12 protein-coding genes are annotated in these 15290 nt (G+C 73.3%); 2 read left to right on the top strand and 10 right to left on the bottom strand.

Annotated elements, in window-relative coordinates; translation table 11 throughout:
* Positions 1-5: 5 nt before the first annotated feature.
* The 5 genes from Q7L65_RS15050 to Q7L65_RS15030 form a co-directional block, all read right to left on the bottom strand.
* The gene (locus Q7L65_RS15050) at positions 6-1076 is read right to left on the bottom strand and encodes an ABC transporter ATP-binding protein (protein WP_304722292.1); all 1071 of its coding nucleotides are present in this window, start codon (positions 1074-1076) and stop codon (positions 6-8) included.
* Positions 1077-1347: 271 nt separating this feature from the next.
* Positions 1348-2298, bottom strand: a complete 951-nt coding sequence (locus Q7L65_RS15045) for an aminotransferase class IV (RefSeq protein WP_304722291.1) — start codon at positions 2296-2298, stop codon at positions 1348-1350.
* The gene (locus Q7L65_RS15040) at positions 2295-3578 is read right to left on the bottom strand and encodes an aspartate aminotransferase family protein (RefSeq protein ID WP_304722290.1); all 1284 of its coding nucleotides are present in this window, start codon (positions 3576-3578) and stop codon (positions 2295-2297) included. Before Q7L65_RS15040 ends, Q7L65_RS15045 begins: the two co-directional genes overlap by 4 nt.
* Before the next feature lie 21 nt (positions 3579-3599).
* Positions 3600-4619 carry a transketolase family protein gene (locus tag Q7L65_RS15035; RefSeq protein ID WP_304722289.1) on the bottom strand — a complete coding sequence of 340 codons (1020 nt, stop codon included), beginning with the start codon at positions 4617-4619 and terminating at the stop codon, positions 3600-3602.
* A complete protein-coding gene (locus Q7L65_RS15030; protein WP_304722288.1) occupies positions 4612-5478 on the bottom strand; it encodes a transketolase in 867 nt (288 codons plus the stop codon). The genes Q7L65_RS15035 and Q7L65_RS15030 overlap by 8 nt, the downstream gene beginning before the upstream one ends.
* A gap of 252 nt (positions 5479-5730) precedes the next feature.
* Between Q7L65_RS15030 and Q7L65_RS15025 the strand changes: the two genes are divergently transcribed.
* The gene (locus Q7L65_RS15025) at positions 5731-6462 is read left to right on the top strand and encodes a GntR family transcriptional regulator (protein WP_304722287.1); all 732 of its coding nucleotides are present in this window, start codon (positions 5731-5733) and stop codon (positions 6460-6462) included.
* 8 nt (positions 6463-6470) lie between these two features.
* On the opposite strand, the gene Q7L65_RS15020 is transcribed toward Q7L65_RS15025, so the two are convergent.
* Together Q7L65_RS15020 and Q7L65_RS15015 are read right to left on the bottom strand one after the other, a co-directional pair.
* Positions 6471-7931 carry an aldehyde dehydrogenase family protein gene (locus tag Q7L65_RS15020; protein WP_304722285.1) on the bottom strand — a complete coding sequence of 487 codons (1461 nt, stop codon included), beginning with the start codon at positions 7929-7931 and terminating at the stop codon, positions 6471-6473.
* A gap of 89 nt (positions 7932-8020) precedes the next feature.
* On the bottom strand, positions 8021-8752 hold the full coding sequence (locus Q7L65_RS15015) for a GntR family transcriptional regulator (protein WP_304722284.1): 732 nt from the start codon (positions 8750-8752) through the stop codon (positions 8021-8023).
* A 152-nt stretch (positions 8753-8904) separates the two neighbouring features.
* Between Q7L65_RS15015 and Q7L65_RS15010 the strand changes: the two genes are divergently transcribed.
* Entirely contained in the window at positions 8905-10194 is a 1290-nt protein-coding gene (locus tag Q7L65_RS15010; RefSeq protein ID WP_304722283.1) for an FAD-dependent oxidoreductase, read from the top strand.
* Positions 10195-10288: 94 nt separating this feature from the next.
* On the opposite strand, the gene Q7L65_RS15005 is transcribed toward Q7L65_RS15010, so the two are convergent.
* Genes Q7L65_RS15005 through Q7L65_RS14995 form a run of 3 tightly spaced genes read right to left on the bottom strand, consistent with a single transcriptional unit; the run spans position 10289 to position 15275 of the window.
* Positions 10289-11995, bottom strand: a complete 1707-nt coding sequence (locus Q7L65_RS15005) for an alkaline phosphatase PhoX (protein WP_304722282.1) — start codon at positions 11993-11995, stop codon at positions 10289-10291.
* Positions 11992-13599 (bottom strand): hypothetical protein, encoded by a 1608-nt coding sequence (locus Q7L65_RS15000; RefSeq protein WP_304722281.1) that lies wholly within the window; start codon positions 13597-13599, stop codon positions 11992-11994. The genes Q7L65_RS15005 and Q7L65_RS15000 overlap by 4 nt, the downstream gene beginning before the upstream one ends.
* On the bottom strand, positions 13596-15275 hold the full coding sequence (locus Q7L65_RS14995; protein ID WP_304722280.1) for an alkaline phosphatase: 1680 nt from the start codon (positions 15273-15275) through the stop codon (positions 13596-13598). The genes Q7L65_RS15000 and Q7L65_RS14995 overlap by 4 nt, the downstream gene beginning before the upstream one ends.
* Positions 15276-15290 lie beyond the last annotated feature (15 nt).

Genomic DNA, 15290 nt, shown 5'->3' with positions numbered 1-15290 from the left:
CCGGCTCAGGCGCTGCGCAGGTAGTGGGCGTCGTCGGGCTTCCACCAGACGGCGTACCGCTGTCCGATCGCTGGTCGCAGCGCCCCTGACTCCTCCGCCCGCACGTCGAGCTGCAGCTGCGTTCCCCCTGCGGTCAAGAACCACGTCACGTACGACCCGCCGTACTCGAGCGCCTGCAACTGCGCGCTCGCCCCCTGCGCACCGTCGGGCGCCTCGCCGAGCCGCAGCGAGTCGCTGCGGATGACCGCCGTGCAGGGGCCGTGCAGGCCCTCGCAGTCGGCGCGGCCGTTGAGCCGGAAGGAGCCCAGCGGACTGACGAAGTCGCCTCCGTCGACGGTCCCGTCGATCAGGTTGTTGCGCCCCACGAACTCCGCCACGAAGCGCGTCGCGGGCGCGTTGAAGACCTCGGCGGGCGGCCCCGACTGCTCGACGCGCCCGTCGTTCATGACGAAGACGCGGTCGGCCAGCGCGAGCGCCTCGCTCTGGTTGTGCGTGACGTGGATGAAGGTCAGCCCCAGCTCGCGGTGCAGCTCCTTCAGCTGGCTCTGCATCCGCAGCCGCAGCTTCGCGTCGAGCGCGCCCGTCGGCTCGTCGAGCAGCACCAGCCGCGGTTCGATCACGAGCGCGCGCGCGATCGCGACGCGCTGGCGCTGGCCGCCCGACAGCTCGCCGACGCGGCGCCGCGCGTACTCACGCATGTGCACGCGCTCGAGCATCGCGTCGACGCGCTGCTGCAGCTCGCGCTTGCCGACCTTGCGCAGCTGCAGGCCGTAGGCGACGTTGTCGTAGACGTTCTTGTGGGGAAACAGGGCGAAGTGCTGGAAGACCATCGAGAAGCCGCGCTTGTGCGGCGGCACGAACGTGATGTCCGCGCCGGCCAGCCGCACCGAGCCGTCGGTCGGCTGGTCGGCGCCGGTGATGATCCGCAGCGTCGTCGTCTTGCCGCTGCCGCTCGGTCCGATCAGCGAGATGAACTCGCCCTCGGCGATCGAGACGTCGATGCCGTGCAGGACCGCGGTGTCGCCGAAGCTCTTCTCGACGCCGACGAGCTCGAGATATCCGGCAGAAGTGCTCACAGGGCTGGCTCCTTGGACGGGTGCGTGGGGGCGGCCGCTCCAGCGGTCGTCTGCGGTGCTCCGTCGTCGCTCTCCCTGACCGACCGTATCCGAGGATCGAATCCTCTGTCAAGAAATCGGATCCTAAATGTCGCTTCGCAGGCCATTTCAGGACGATAGAACGGGTTGTTGGGATCCCATTCCGCCGAGCGGCCAGCAAATTGGATCCGGCTTGCGCCCGATGGCGAAAGCAGCGCCGACACGACGCAGACACTGCCGCGCGCACCCGCCGTCATCGCGTCACCGGCGTCGCGAAGCGCGGATCCTCGTGCGCGAGCCAGTAGCGCGCCTGCAGCCGTCTGGTCAGCTCGCCGGGCCTCCCGTCGCCGACCGTCGCCCCGTCCAGCGTCGTCACCGGCATCACGCCGCCGGCGGTGCTGGAGAGGAAGACCTCGCTGGCGCGCGCGAGCTCCGCGACCGGCAGCGGGCCGAGCTGCAACGGCGCGGCTCCCTCCTCCTGCACCAGCTCGATCAGCGTGCGCCGCGTCATCCCGTCGAAGACGCCGTCCGCGGGGGTGCGCAGCACGCCGTCGACGAGCGCGAAGACGTTGAAGCCCGGCCCCTCCGTGACGTTGCCGTTGCCGTCGGTCAGCGCGCCGAGCGCGCCGCCGCGGTCGTACGCCTCGTAGAGGCCGCGCACGAGATCGCCCCAGTGGAAGTTCTTCACGGTCGGGTCGACCGCCGTCGGCGGGATCCGGATCGTGTCGCGCGCGATCACGAGGTGCGTGCCCGCCGCCTGCTGGTCGGGACGCTGGATCCACACGAACGGCACCGCATACGCGTAGAAGCGGTTGCGGAAGCTGCGCGGGTCGCGCTCGCCCGGGGCCGGCACGCCGCGTGTCAAGATCATCGCGACGTAGGCGTCGCGCAGGCCGCTGCGGCGGACCATGTCGATGAGCAGCGCGCGGATCTCGTCGCGCCCGAACGGCGGCGACAGCCGCACGCGCGTCCAGTTGCGCTGAAAGCGCGCGAGATGGTCGTCGAGGCGGAAGAACGACCCTCTCCAGACCGACACGACGTCGTACGTCAGGTCCGAGCGCACGAAGCCGGTGTCGAGGATCGGGATGCGGGCCTCCTCGACCGGCACCAGCTCGCCCTCGATCCACGCCGCGCCGCCGGCGAGCGCGGGGTCGGCGACCGTGCTGAGGCTCGTCGCGGCGGCCCGCCGCTCGACGCCCGTCATGCGCGCGCCGCCAGCGGCGGCATCCGCTCGAGGATCGCGTCGAGCGAGATCCGCGCGACCTCGCCGATCAGCTCCAGCTCGGCGCGCTGCACCGTCAGCGGGGGCGAGACCGCGACCGCGTTGCCGAGCGGCCGCGTCAGGACGCCGCGGGCGCGCATCTCCAACGACACCTGCGGCACCGTCAGCCCGCCCGCGAGCGCCGCGGGCTCCAGCTCGAACGCGGCCAGCAGCCCCGTCCCGGCGCGCACCTCGCGCACGAGCGGATGGTCCGTCAGCGGCGCCAGCACCGCCGCCAGCTCCTCCTCCAGCTCGCGCCCGCGCGCGATCAGCCCTTCGCGTTCGAGGATGTCGAGGTTCGCGTTCGCCGCCGCGCAGCAGGCCGGATGCCCGGCGTACGTCGCGCCGTGGCGCACGAAGTGCCCGGGCGCGGCGAAGAACGGCTCGGCGATCTCGCCCCCGACGACGACGCCGCCGAGCGGCTGGTAGCCGCTCGTGACGCCCTTCGCGAAGACGATCATGTCCGGCGTGACGCCCCAGCGCTCGATCCCGAACCACTCGCCGAGACGGCCGAAGCCGCAGATGACCGCGTCGACGACGAACAGGATCCCGTGCTCGCGGCAGATCGCCGCGACGCCCTCGAGATAGCCGTCCGGCGGCGGCAGCACGCCGCCCGCGCCGATCACCGGCTCGGCGAAGAAGGCGGCGATGCGGTGCGGGCCGATCCGCTGGATCGTCTCCTCCAGCGCCGGCAGCGAGTCCCACGGCACCAGCGCCGTGTGCTCCATCAGCGGTCCGTAGCCGGCGCGGTTGGCCTCGATCCCGCCGATCGCGGTGCCGTAGCCGTGCGTGCCGTGGTAGCCGTTGGTGCGGCTCAGCAGCACCACCCGCTCGGGCTGCCCGAGCACGCTGAAGTACTGCCGCGCGAGCTTCGCCGCGGTGTCGATCGAGTCGCCGCCGCCGCTCGTGAGGTAGATCCGCGCGTCGTCCATCGGCGCGTGCGCGGCGAGCCGCTGCGCGAGCCGCTCCGACGGTTCGTTGGCGTAGTCGCCGAAGGTCGAGTAGGCATCGAGCTTCAGCAGCTGGTCGTGCACGGCGTCGGCGATCTCGGCGCGGCCGTGGCCGACGTTGGCGTACCAGAGGCTCGCGGTCGCGTCGAGGTAGCGCTCGCCGCGCGTGTCCCAGATCCACACGCCCTCGGCGCGCGCGAGCGTGAAGAGGCCGTCGGCGCCGACGGCGCCCATGTCCGAGAAGGGATGCCAGAAACGGGTGTCGTTCGTCATCGTGCTGCTCCTCCAGGCGCCTCAGCGCTGCTCGAGCAGGTCCCGCGCGCGGGCGGCGAGACCGTCCGCGTCGAGGCCGTAGTGGCGGTAGAGATGGGTCGGGGGCCCGATCAGGGCGTACTCGTCGGGCGGCATGCCGACGCGTGCGAGGCGCACGTCGCCGATCCCGCCGTCGACGAGCGCGTCGGCGCACGCCGAGGCGAGGCCGCCGACGACGTTGTGCTCCTCCGCGACGAGCAGGCGGCCGCTGCCGGCCGCCGCCGCGCACAGCGTCTCGGCGTCGAACGGACGGACCGTGTGCGCGTCGAGCACGGCCGCCTCGATCCCGTCGGCGGCCAGCTGCTCGGCCGCCTGCAGGGCGGCGGAGACGGTGATGCCGTTGGCGACGATCGTCAGGTCGCCGCCGGCGCGCAGCGTCGCGATGCGGCCGACCTCGAAGCCGGGCGCCCCGGCCGCGTACACCTGCGGGTCGCGCCCGCGGCCGAGCCGGAAGTAGATCGGCCCGTCGTGGTCGACGGTCGTGCGCAGCGCCTGCTCGACGGAAGCCGCGTCGCACGGGCAGACGACGGTCATGTTCGCCATCGCGCGCAGCAGGCCGAGGTCCTCGGTCGCGTGATGCGAGGTGCCGTAGAAGCCGAGCGAGATGCCGGCGTGGTGCGCCAGCACGCGCACCGGCAGGCCCGGGTAGGCGAGGTCGGTGCGCAGCTGCTCGGCGCACAGCAGGCCGACGAAGCTGGCGAACGTGGCGACGTAGGGGACGTAGCCGAACGTCGCCATCCCCGCAGCCATCGTGACCATGTGCTGCTCGGCGATGCCGACGTTGAGGAAGCGCTCCGGGTGGCGGCGCTCGAAGTCGACGGTGCGGTTGGAGAACTTCAGGTCGGCGGTCAGGACCGCGATCCGCTCGTCGCCGTCGGCCAGGTCGGCGAGCACGCGGCCGGCGACGGCCGAGTCGGCGAGCTGCTCCGATCTGGCCATGTCCCAGCTGCGTGCGTCGGACGGGACGGGCGCGCGGAACGGCGCTGCGACGGGCTCAGGCATGGAACTGCTCCAGCTCGCGGGTGGCATCGGCGGCGTCGGCCGGGGCGAGGTAGCCGAGGTGCCACGTGCGCGACAGCTCCATGTACCCGATCCCCTTGCCCTTGACGGTATGGGCGACGATGCAGGTCGGCTTCGCGCTGTCGGTCGGCGGCGCGGCGCCGAGCGTCTGCCAGACCGCGGCCGGGTCGTGCCCGTCGACCTCGACGACGTCCCAGCCGAACGCGCGGAAGCGGTCGACGATCGGCTCGACGGTCATGACGTCCTCGGTCAGGCCGTCGAGCCCCATCTGGTTGCGGTCGACGATCGCGACGAGGTTGCCGAGGCCGAAGTGGCCCGCGGCCTGTGCCGCCTCCCAGATCTGGCCCTCGTTCAGCTCCTGGTCGCCGAGCAGCACCCAGATGCGGCTGGGCGCGCCTCTCATGCGCGCCGCCTGCGCCATCCCGACGCCGATCGAGAGCCCGTGGCCGAGCGAGCCGGAGGAGAAGTCGATGCCGGGCACGCGGCGCATGTCGGGGTGGTCGCCGAGCGGGTTGCCGACGCGCGTGTAGCCGTCGAGCCAGTCGGCGGGGAAGTAGCCGCGCTCCGCCAGCAGCGGGTAGACGCCGACCGCCATGTGGCCCTTGCTGAGCACGAGCCGGTCGCGCTGCGGCCAGTCCGGGTCGCTCGACAGCCGCAGCACGCCGCCGTAGAGCGCGCCCAGCAGCTCGGCGCAGGAGAAGACGCTCGTGTAGTGGCCGCTGCCGGCGACCTCGATCAGGCGAACGGTCTCATGGCGCACGAGCGCGGCGATGCGGCGGATCTCGTCGAGCGTCGCCTGCGACGGCACGTCGACGGTCTCGGTCGGGCGGTTGCCGGGCATGTGGTGGGGTCCTCCCGCAGTCGTCTGACGGCGCGCGCCGCGCGCTCCACGAGGGCGGCGCGCCCAAGCGTCGAGGACCGTATCGGATCCATTCTGATCGCGTCAAGGAATTCAGGGATCCATTTGGCGTGATTTGCCGCCGATTTCTCTGCCATTTGGCAAAGTTCGGATCCAAATCTCGTCAGCGCATTTATTGTTTGGATCCGATCAGCGCCGGAGTAGGATCTGGCGCGGTCAAACGGGGAAACGCACGTGAGCAAGCAGTCAGAGGCAGACGACGCGCTGTTGGCGGCGATCGAGCCGGTCGCCGCCGAGGCCGCCGCGGCGGGCGCCGGCTACGAGCCGCTCGGCAACGCGATCGCGCGGCACGTGCGCGAGGCGATCCTGTCGGGGCGCCTGGCGCCCGGCACGCGCGTGCGCCAGGAGGCGCTCGCGCGGCGCTTCGGCGTCAGCCGCATCCCCGTGCGCGAGGCGCTGCGCCAGCTCGAGAGCCAGGGCCTCGTCGTGCTGGTGCCGCACAGCGGCGCGCGCGTCGCGCGCCTGGACCTCGCCGAGCACCTCGAGCTGTACCGCATCCGCGAGGCGCTGGAGCCGATCGCGATCGCGGAGAGCGCGCCGCGCCTGAGCGACGAGCAGCTCGCCGAGCTGCACCGCCTGCAGCAGGAGATCTCAGCCGCGGTCGATGACGAGCCGCGCTGGCTGGAGCTCGATCGGCGCTTCCATCTCGGCAGCTACGCGGCCGCCGAGATGCCGCGCCTGCTGGCGCTGATCGACGACCTCTGGAACACGACGCAGCACTACCGCCGCGCGTACCGGACGATGCTCGCGACGGCCGACTTCGACTTCGTCGACCTCGACCACCGCTACATCCTCGACGCGCTCGACCGGCGCGACCCCGTCGACGCCGAGCAGCGCATCCGCTCGCACATCCGCCGCACGCGCGTGCTGCTGGACGCGCACCACGAGCTGTTCGACCAGCAATAGCGCGGCCGTCAGCTCGACGGCATGTCGAGGTAGACGGTCTTCGTCTCGGTGAAGAAGGCGACGGCGGCCTTGCCCTGCTCGCGCGAGCCGGAGCTGGACGCCTTGCTGCCGCCGAAGGGGACCTGCGGCTCGGCGCCGGCCGTCTCGGAGTTGACGTGGACCATGCCCGCCTCGACCTCGCGCACGAACGCGAAGGCGCGCGCGATGTCGCGCGTGAAGATCGACGCCGACAGCCCGTACTGCGTCCCGTTGGCGACCTCGACCGCCTGCTCCAGCGAGTCGACGGCGATCAGCCCGAGCACCGGCCCGAAGACCTCCTCCTGACCCAGCCGCGAGGCCGGGTCGACGTCGCGGTAGACGGTCGGCGCGACAAACCAGCCGTCGCCGTCCGGCGCCGCGTCGCGCCCGCCGACGGCCAGCTCGTGACCCTCTTGCGCCGCGACGTCGAGGTAGGAGACGACGCGGTCGCGCTGCCCCTCGGAGACGAGCGGACCGATCTGCGTCCGCTCCAGCAGCGGGTCGCCGACGCGCAGCGCGCCGACGCGGTCGATCAGCCGCTGCGCGAACGCGTCGCGGATCCCGGGCAGCACGAGCGCGCGGCTGGTGGCCGTGCACTTCTGACCGCTCGACATCATCGCGCCGCGCAGCGTCTGCTCGACGGCCTGCTCGAGGTCGGCGTCGTCGAGCACGATCACCGGGTTCTTGCCGCCCAGCTCCAGCTGCACCTTCACGCCGCGCCCGACGACCGCCCGCTGGATCCGGCGGCCGGTCGCGGTCGAGCCGGTGAACGTCAGCGCCGCGATCCGCTCGTCGCCGGTGACCGCGTCGCCGATCTCGCTCGGCAGCCCGTGCACGACGTTCAGCACGCCCGGCGGCAGGCCCGCCTCCGTCAGCACCTGCGCGACGCGCACGGCGCACAGCGGCGTCAGCTCGGACGGCTTCCACACGACCGTGTTGCCGAACGCGAGCGCCGGCGCGATCTTCCAGATCGGGATCGCGACGGGGAAGTTCCACGGCGTGATGACGCAGACGACGCCCAGCGGCGCGCGCTCGGACCAGACGAACGTCGTCGCGCCCGCCGACGGCAGCACGTCGCCCAGCGGCTGCGACGCCTCGCCCGCGAACCAGCGCAAGATCTGAACCGCGCGCGCGACCTCGCCGCGGCCCTCGGCCAGCGTCTTGCCCTCCTCGCGCGACAGCTCCTCACCGATCGCGTCGACCCGTTGCGCCAGCAGCGCGGCCGCGGCGAAGAGGATCTCGCCGCGCTTGGGCGGCGGCGTGCGGCGCCAGCCGGGCGCAGCCGCCGCGGCGGCGTCGTAGGCGGCGCGGACGTCGTCGGGGCCGGCGGTCGCGACGCGCGCGACCAGCTCGCTCGGGCGCGCAGGGTTGCGACGCTCCAGCACGCCGGCGCCCTGTCTCCACTCGCCGTCGATCAGCAGGCCGTGGACGGGGGTTTCTGTTGCGGTCATCGACGATCTCCTTCGGGACTGCGAACTGGCGGGTGGCGAATGGCGAATGGCGAACCTGGGGGCGGCGGGCGCAGCAGCCCCGCACACGTTCAGGTGGTGAAGACCTCTTGGTGGGCCGTGAGCGTCAGGCGGGTGCGGCGGATGTGCGAGCGCTGGCGCGACTCGGCGTCCTCCCCGTCGCGCCGCTCGAGCGCGTCGAGGATCACGCGGTGCTCGACGCGGACGATCTCGATGTCGTCGGCGTCGAGCGTGTTGTTGTACGCGCGGCGATAGTGCTGCGTCGTGTTCCACAGCCTGTCGACCATCTCCAGCACGCGCGGCAGCGGCGCAGCCTGATAGCTCTTGACGTGGAAGAGACGGTCGTATTCGAGCCACTTGAGCGGGTCGTCGAACGAGTGCTCGACGATCTCGACCAGCTCCCGCAGCTCGCTCAGCTGCTCGTCGCTCAGGAGCGGCGCGCTGGCGGCGATCGCCATCGGCTCGATCGCCTCGCGGATCCGGTACAGCTCGGTCAGCTCGGCGAAGTCCAGCCGCGCGACGCGCGCGCCGCTGTGCGGCACCAGCACCACGAGGCCCTCGGTCTCCAGCGCGCGCAGCGCCTCGCGGACCGGGATCCGGCTCGTGCCGAGGTGGTGCGCGACGGCCTCTTGCCGGATCCGCGTGCCGGGCGCGAGCTGACCCTCGATGATCGCCTCCCGCAGCCGTCGCGTGACCGCTTGGCCGATCGGCTCGTAGCCGTCGCCGGCGGCCGTCGCGGCGGTGCCGTCGGCCAGCGGCCTCAGCGCGCCGAGCGCCTCTTCGACTGGATCGTTGCTCGCCATGTGATCGTCCCAGCGTACGGGCGTTCAGAGCACCCGTCAATGGATTGGATCCTAATTCTGAGACTGTTCGCCGTTTGGCGGATATTCTGGCCCACCTGGATCCCGATCGGCGCATGGACGCACAGAATTGGATCCGCTAGGGTCCCCCGCCTATGACGGCGACGACCACCCCGGTGCCGCCCGCGGCGTGCGACCTCGCGATCGTCGGGGCCGGTCTGCTCGGCCTCGCGACCGCCCGTGAGCTGTTGCGCCGCCAGCCCGGCCTGAAGGTCGCGGTGATCGAGCGCGAGCCCGATGTCGCCGCGCACCAGAGCGGCCACAACAGCGGCGTGATCCACGCCGGCATCTACTACAAGCCCGGCTCGCTGAAGGCGCAGCTGTGCGTCACCGGCGCGAGCGAGCTGTACGCGTTCTGCGAGCAGCACGCGATCGACCACGAACGCTGCGGCAAGCTCGTCGTCGCGACGGATGCGAGCGAGCTGCCGCGGCTCGACGAGCTGGAGCGGCGCGGTGTCGCCAACGGTGTGCCCGGTCTCAGACGGCTCGACGCGGCCGGCATGGCCGAGATCGAGCCGCACGTGCGCGGCGTCGCGGCGCTGCACTCGCCGGACACCGGCATCGTCGACTTCCCCGCGGTCGCGCGGGCGCTCGCCGGCGAGGTCGTCGCGGCCGGCGGGACTGTCACGACTGGCTGCGCGGTCGAGCAGCTGCTGGAGCCCGCCGGCGGCGGCGTCGAACTGGTCCACGCCCACGGCCGCACGCGCGCGCGCCGGGCGGTCGTCTGCGCGGGGGCGTGGGCGGATGTGCTGGTGCCGCGGGGGGCGAGTCGCGGCGGGGCCGCCGGCGGTAGCGCGGTCGGCGGCGGCGCGGTCGGCGGCGGCGCGGTGCCCGACGTTCGCATCGTCCCTTTCCGCGGCGCCTACCGGGTGCTGCGCGAGCCGCGGGCGGAGCTGGTGAAGGCACTGATCTATCCGGTGCCGGATCCGGAGCTGCCGTTTCTCGGCATCCACCTCACGCGCGGGATCGACAGAGAGGTGCATGTCGGGCCGACCGCGCTGATGGTCGCCGCGCGCGACGCCTACCGGCTCTCGCGGATCGTCCCGGCCGACGTCGCCGCGACGCTGCGCTGGCCCGGCACCTACCGAATGGTGCGCAGATGGTGGCGGACCGGCTTCGACGAGCTGCGCCATGCCTTCAGCACGGAGGCCGTCGCGAAGAGCGCGCGCCGCTTCATCCCGGAGATCCAGGCCGAGGATCTGCTGCCCGGCCCGTCCGGGGTGCGCGGCCAGGCGGTCGGGCGCGACGGCGCGCTGATCGACGACTTCGTCGTCAGCGAGAGCGCCGCCGCGCTGCACGTCCGCAACGCCCCCTCCCCCGCCGCGACCGCTTCGCTGGCGCTCGCACGGTCGATCGCGGACAGGGTCGAGCGGGCGCTCGGCTGAGCGGATGCCGGTCTCGGCGCCCGAGGACCGCAGGTCTGCTATCGCAGAGCAGCAGTAAACCTGCCGTGCCTGCGTGAAGCGAGCGCTCAGCGCTTCAGTCGCGCGGCATGATCCGCACGCTGCGACGCAACGTGCGGGCGGGAGCGCCCGGGCTGATGACGCGGATCTCCAGCGTCGCCGCGAGCGGTCTGCGGCGCGCGCGCAGCAGTCTCGCGATCGCGCGGTTCGCCGGTCTCAGCCGCAGCCGTGTGCTGCCGCGGCCTGGTCTCTTCGTGAGGCGCGCGAGCGTGACGGTGCGCAGGCGGTCGCCTCTGGGAAGTCTGGCCGTCAGCCTCGCATGCACCGTGGCGGAGCGATCGAGCGTCAGCGCGAGCGCGAGTCCTCGTGCGGCGAAGCCTTCCGCCGAGACCCGCTTCGCGACGTCGAGGCCCAACGGCAGGCCCACGACACCCCCGCGCTGCGGTCCTCTGACGGCCTGGGGCGCACCCGGCCCCGGGCCACCGGCGGGTGTGCCATCCCCGCTGCCGGCCGGGCCGGCCGGCCCAGCCGGGGGGCCCAGCCCGCTCGGCTGGGCCGGTCCGTCCGGTCTGCCGCCCGTCGCCGGCCGCTCGGTCCGGAACGGGCCGCTGATCTCGTAGACGGCGCCCGTCAACCAGGCGCGCTGCGAGCCGAGGTAGAGGCGCGTGCCGCTCGGGTCGAAGCAGAGGCCGACGGTCTCCGATGTCAGTTCGCCGCCGAGGAAGTGCTGATCGCCGGTCAGCTTCAGAAAGCGGGCGACCTCGCGCTCGGGGCTGATGATGCAGACGTCCATCGCGTCGGGGTCGTTGTCGTAGGAGTCCTCCGCGACGAACAGGTCGCCAGAGCGCGAGACGTGCAGGTTGTCGACGCCGCGCAGCGGCGTGCCGGGCGCGTCGTCGGCGCGGTAGAGGACGGACAGCGTCTGCGTGCGCGTGTCATAGGTGTGGATCGTCTCGTCGCTCGTGGTGGCGACGTAGACGATTCCCTCGTCGAACCAGATCCCCTCGCCGCGCGCGAACGGGATCGAGCCGGCGACCTGCTCGCGCGTCGGCTGTCTGGAGCCGCCGCCGGGGTTCGGCACGGCGCGCCACTCCACCCGGCCGTCACCGCCGTCGCAGGCGATCTCCAGCAGGCCGAGCGACAGGTCCGGGTAGTCGGTCGGCGTGAAGCGGTAGAGCCCTCCGCCGCCGATGTCCTCGGTCAGGTAGACGACCTGCTCGGCCGGGTCGACGCAGGCCGCCTCGTGCTTGAAGACGCCCATCGCGGGGTGCTCGACTGCCTCGGTCGCGCCGGTCGGGTCGCACTCCCAGACGGTCCCGTCGTCGACCTCCTCACACGACAGCCACGTCCCCCACGGCGTCGGGCCGCCGGCGCAGTTCGTGCTCGTGCCGCCGAGGATCCGGTAGGCGTCGACGATCTCGCCGTCGCGGTCGAAGCGCGTCGCCGAAGCGCCGCCGACGAGCGGGACCTCGCTGTTGGTGACGAGGATCCAGCCGCCGTCCGGCGTCGCGTACGTCGCCTGGCCGTCGGGGAAGACCGGAAACGTGTAGCCGGTGCCGGCGACCTGCTGGCCGGCGCGCGCGATCAGCCGCGAGCTGAACCCCTGCGGCAGCTGGATCCCGTTCGCGTCGGGCGCCAGCAGGATCCCGTACGGCCCCGGCCCGGGTTGCGCCGGCGCGGCGGTCGCGGCCAGCGCCGCGCGCCAGAAGCCCGGTCCGAACGAGACCGTGGCGGCGGTCAGCAAGCCGGACTGCAGCAGCCGGCGGCGGGTGATGGCGGTCATCTGCGCGTGCCTCCGCGTCTGGTGGTCGTGGTTCTCCGGATCGCACCGCCGTGCACGACGGTGAACGCGCGCCGCGTCCGCGAGCCGATCCGCCGGACGTGACTTCTCGGTCTGCTCGCCTCGAGTTGCACGACGATGAGGTAACGCCCGGGAGCGAGCCTCGGCAGCCTCCGCGACCAACGCGTGACGCCGCGGGCGGACAGCGTGATGAGCGGTCTGCTGCAGGAGGCGGAGCGCGCCCCCCTGCCACCGAAGCGGCCGCGCTTGAACCATCGACACTGTCTGCCGGCGCGCTTGGCGAGGGCGATCGAGATGTGCTGCGCGCGGGGGTGGCGAGGGTCGCAGGGCTGGCGGGCCGTGCCGGCGAGCGTGCGGCTGCGGCGGGTGTGCAGCCGGCGCATGGAGGCGGCGGAGATCGTCAGGCGGGGGGCGGCTGCGCGCACGCAGGCCAGGCCGGATGCTCTGGCGCGACCCGGCACGAGCGGCTCACCGGGTCTCGGCAGCGCGTCCGTCGCTGCGCGCTCGTCGGCATACGGGCCGCTGACGACGACCTGCGCGCTCGCGTCCGCCTCCGGTCGATCGACCCCAAGCCGGACCCACATCGTCCCCGCAGCATCGATCCGCGGCGTGAGCCCGAGCGTGGCCGTGTCTGCGAGATCGGCGCAGGCGAGAGAGGAGTCGCCGGTGGGTGCGGAGCCCGCGAACGCGGTCAGCGTCTGCGCGGCACCGGTCGCGGCGACGGCATAGGCGCCGGCGGCGGGGAGGTCGACGCGGCGCCAGACGGTCGCTGGGGCGGGGCACGCCGGCTCGGCCGGATCACCGCGACCGAGCGTCGCGCCGCGCAGCACGACGGCGGTCGGGGTGCCGAGCGTGAGGACGGGCGCGTCGGCCGGGTCGTCGCCGGCCGGCAGCGGCTGTCTGTCGAGAGGCTCGCGGTGCAGCGTGACGAGCAGCGGCGCCGGCTCGTCTCCCTCGCGCCAGCCGACCTGCACGAGCGCCGGCCGCCCGGCCCGCAGCACGGCCGACACGGCGGCGGATCCGTCGCCGCGGGCGACGTCGAAGGGCACGGTCGGCCCGTCGGCGAAGATGCCGTCCCCGAGCGTCTCGCGGCCGTCGCAGGCAGACGGTTCGCTGACGTCCGCAGTCGAGCGGACGACCGGGTCCTGGGGGAAGAGCGCGAGGTCGGGGACCCGGGTCGAGCCGTCCTGCGGCGTCGCCTCCACGACGACCCGCTGCGGCCGATCGCTCGCCGCGATCCAGGCCCACGCCGTGCGCGCGAAGCTGGCGTCGCCGAGGCAGCGCGGCACGCCCGCGTCCGGCCCCGCCTCGCGCACGTCCAGCAGCGCCTGCAGGTCCCCCGGCGTCCCGTTCTCGGCCGTGACCGCGACGAAGTCGGCGGCGCCGGCCGGGCGATCGGCGTCCGGCGGCGCGGCGGCGGCGGACGCTGGGAGCAGCGCCGCGAGCACGAGCGCGGCGACGAGCTTTCGAGCGCCGGCGCCGAAGCGACTGCCTGCGCTTGCGCCGGCGCCGAAGCGACTGCCCGCGCTTGCGCCGGCCCAGCGGCGCGACCGCGAACGGTCGGCGATGACGTCCCGCATGCTCATCGCCCCGCCCCCAGCTGCTTCGTCCGCGTCCTCGCCGCCCGCGCCGCGAGCGCCGGCCGCTCGCGCCCATCGGCCTCCGCGAACAGCGCGTCGGCTGCGCGGCGGCGGGCCAGCGGGGTGCCGGGGCGGGCGGCGCGGGCCGCCGGGTCCTCGCCGAGCGTCTGCGCGACCATCGCCTCCTGCTCGCCCGCGACCTGCTCGAGGCTGTTGGCGCCGCGCTGCTGGACGAACGAGGCGATCGTCGTCAGCGGGGCGCCGGGCACGCTGATGTCGGAGGCGCGGTAGTCGACGCGCAGCTGCTGCGCGTCGGCGCGCAGGACCGACCAGCCGTGCTGCGCCCCCTGCAGGTACTGGATCTGCGGGTTGGCGAGTCTGATCGCGCCGTTGCCGATCCCCTCCAGCCACGACGGGATCCCGGTCGAGGTGACCGAGCCGCCGACGTATTCGGTCGCGACGACCGGGCTACCAGATCCCGGTCTGCTGTCGGCCTGCAGATGGTTGGCGAAGAACATGTGGATGTCACCGGTCAGGAACGCGACGTCGTCAATCGGCCCGCTGCCGATGTGACCGAGCAGCTCGTCGCGCTCCGCCGGGTAACCGTCCCACTGGTCTCTGTTGAAGGAGATCCCGCCGCCTGGCCCGTTGAGGCCGAGCAGCGCGATCATCACCGGGTTGCCGACCAGCTTCCAGCTCGCGTCGCTGCCCGTCAGCCCCGCCTTGATCCAGTCCAGCTGCCGGCGCCCGAGCAGCGTCGTGCCGGGCGTCCCGGCGTCGCGGTACTGGCGCTCGTCGAGCATGAACAGCTCCGCGTGACGGCCCAGCCGCCAGGTGCGGAAGAGGCGGTAGCGGTCGCCGGGCAGCGACAGCCGCGGCATCCACTCGAAGCTCGCGCGGTAGCCCGCGACGCGCTGCTGCGGCGACGGCGCCGGCTCGCCGTCGGTGTAGTTGTCCGCCACCTCGTGGTCGTCCCAGACGTGCACGACCGGATGCAGCCGGTGCAGCTCGCGCAGGTGCGCGTCGGCGCGGTAGAGCCGCAGCTTCGCGCGGTAGCTGGTCAGGTCGGTGCTGGCGGGATCCGGGCCCCGCCCCAGCTCGGCGTCGCCCGCGTACTCGTACTCGTAGGTGTAGTCGCCCAGCAGCGCGTAGAGGTCGAGGTCCTCGCGCGCGGCGGCGTCGGCGTGCGCGTTGAAGAAGCCGTCGCCGAAGCGCTGGCAGCTGGAGAAGCCGAGCACGATCGCCTTCTCGCTGTCCGGCGGCGCCGCCGTCTTCGTGCGCCCGATCGGCGACAGCGCGTCGCGCGACTGCCACGCGTACCAGTAGCGCGTGTCCGGTTGCAGCCCGCCGACGCGCAGCTTCAGCGTGTGGTCGACGGCTGCGGAGGTCGGCACCAGCGCCGTCGCCACGACGCGCGACAGATCCGGGTCGGAGGCGACGATCAGCCGCGCGGCGGTGCGCGGGCGCTCGCTGCTGATGCGCCCCCACAGCGTGACGGCGTCGGGCGCCGGCTCGCCGGAGGCGACGCCGTCGAGGAAGGCACCTGCGCCGAGGCCGCGGGCGCCAGCGATCAGGCGGGCGTGCGCGGGCGTCGTCAGCGCGAAGCCGGCGAGCAGCGCGCCGCCGCCGGTCGCGATCAGCTCGCGGCGGGTCGTCGTGAGCGGGCGGGAGAAAGGGTTCATTCGCGTCGTCCTGAG

This window comes from Conexibacter sp. CPCC 206217 (genome assembly GCF_030646165.1).
Classification (GTDB): Bacteria; Actinomycetota; Thermoleophilia; order Solirubrobacterales; family Solirubrobacteraceae; genus Conexibacter.
The sequence above is the reverse complement of the archived record's forward strand: the minus strand, read 5'-3'. Positions and strand labels throughout refer to the sequence as shown.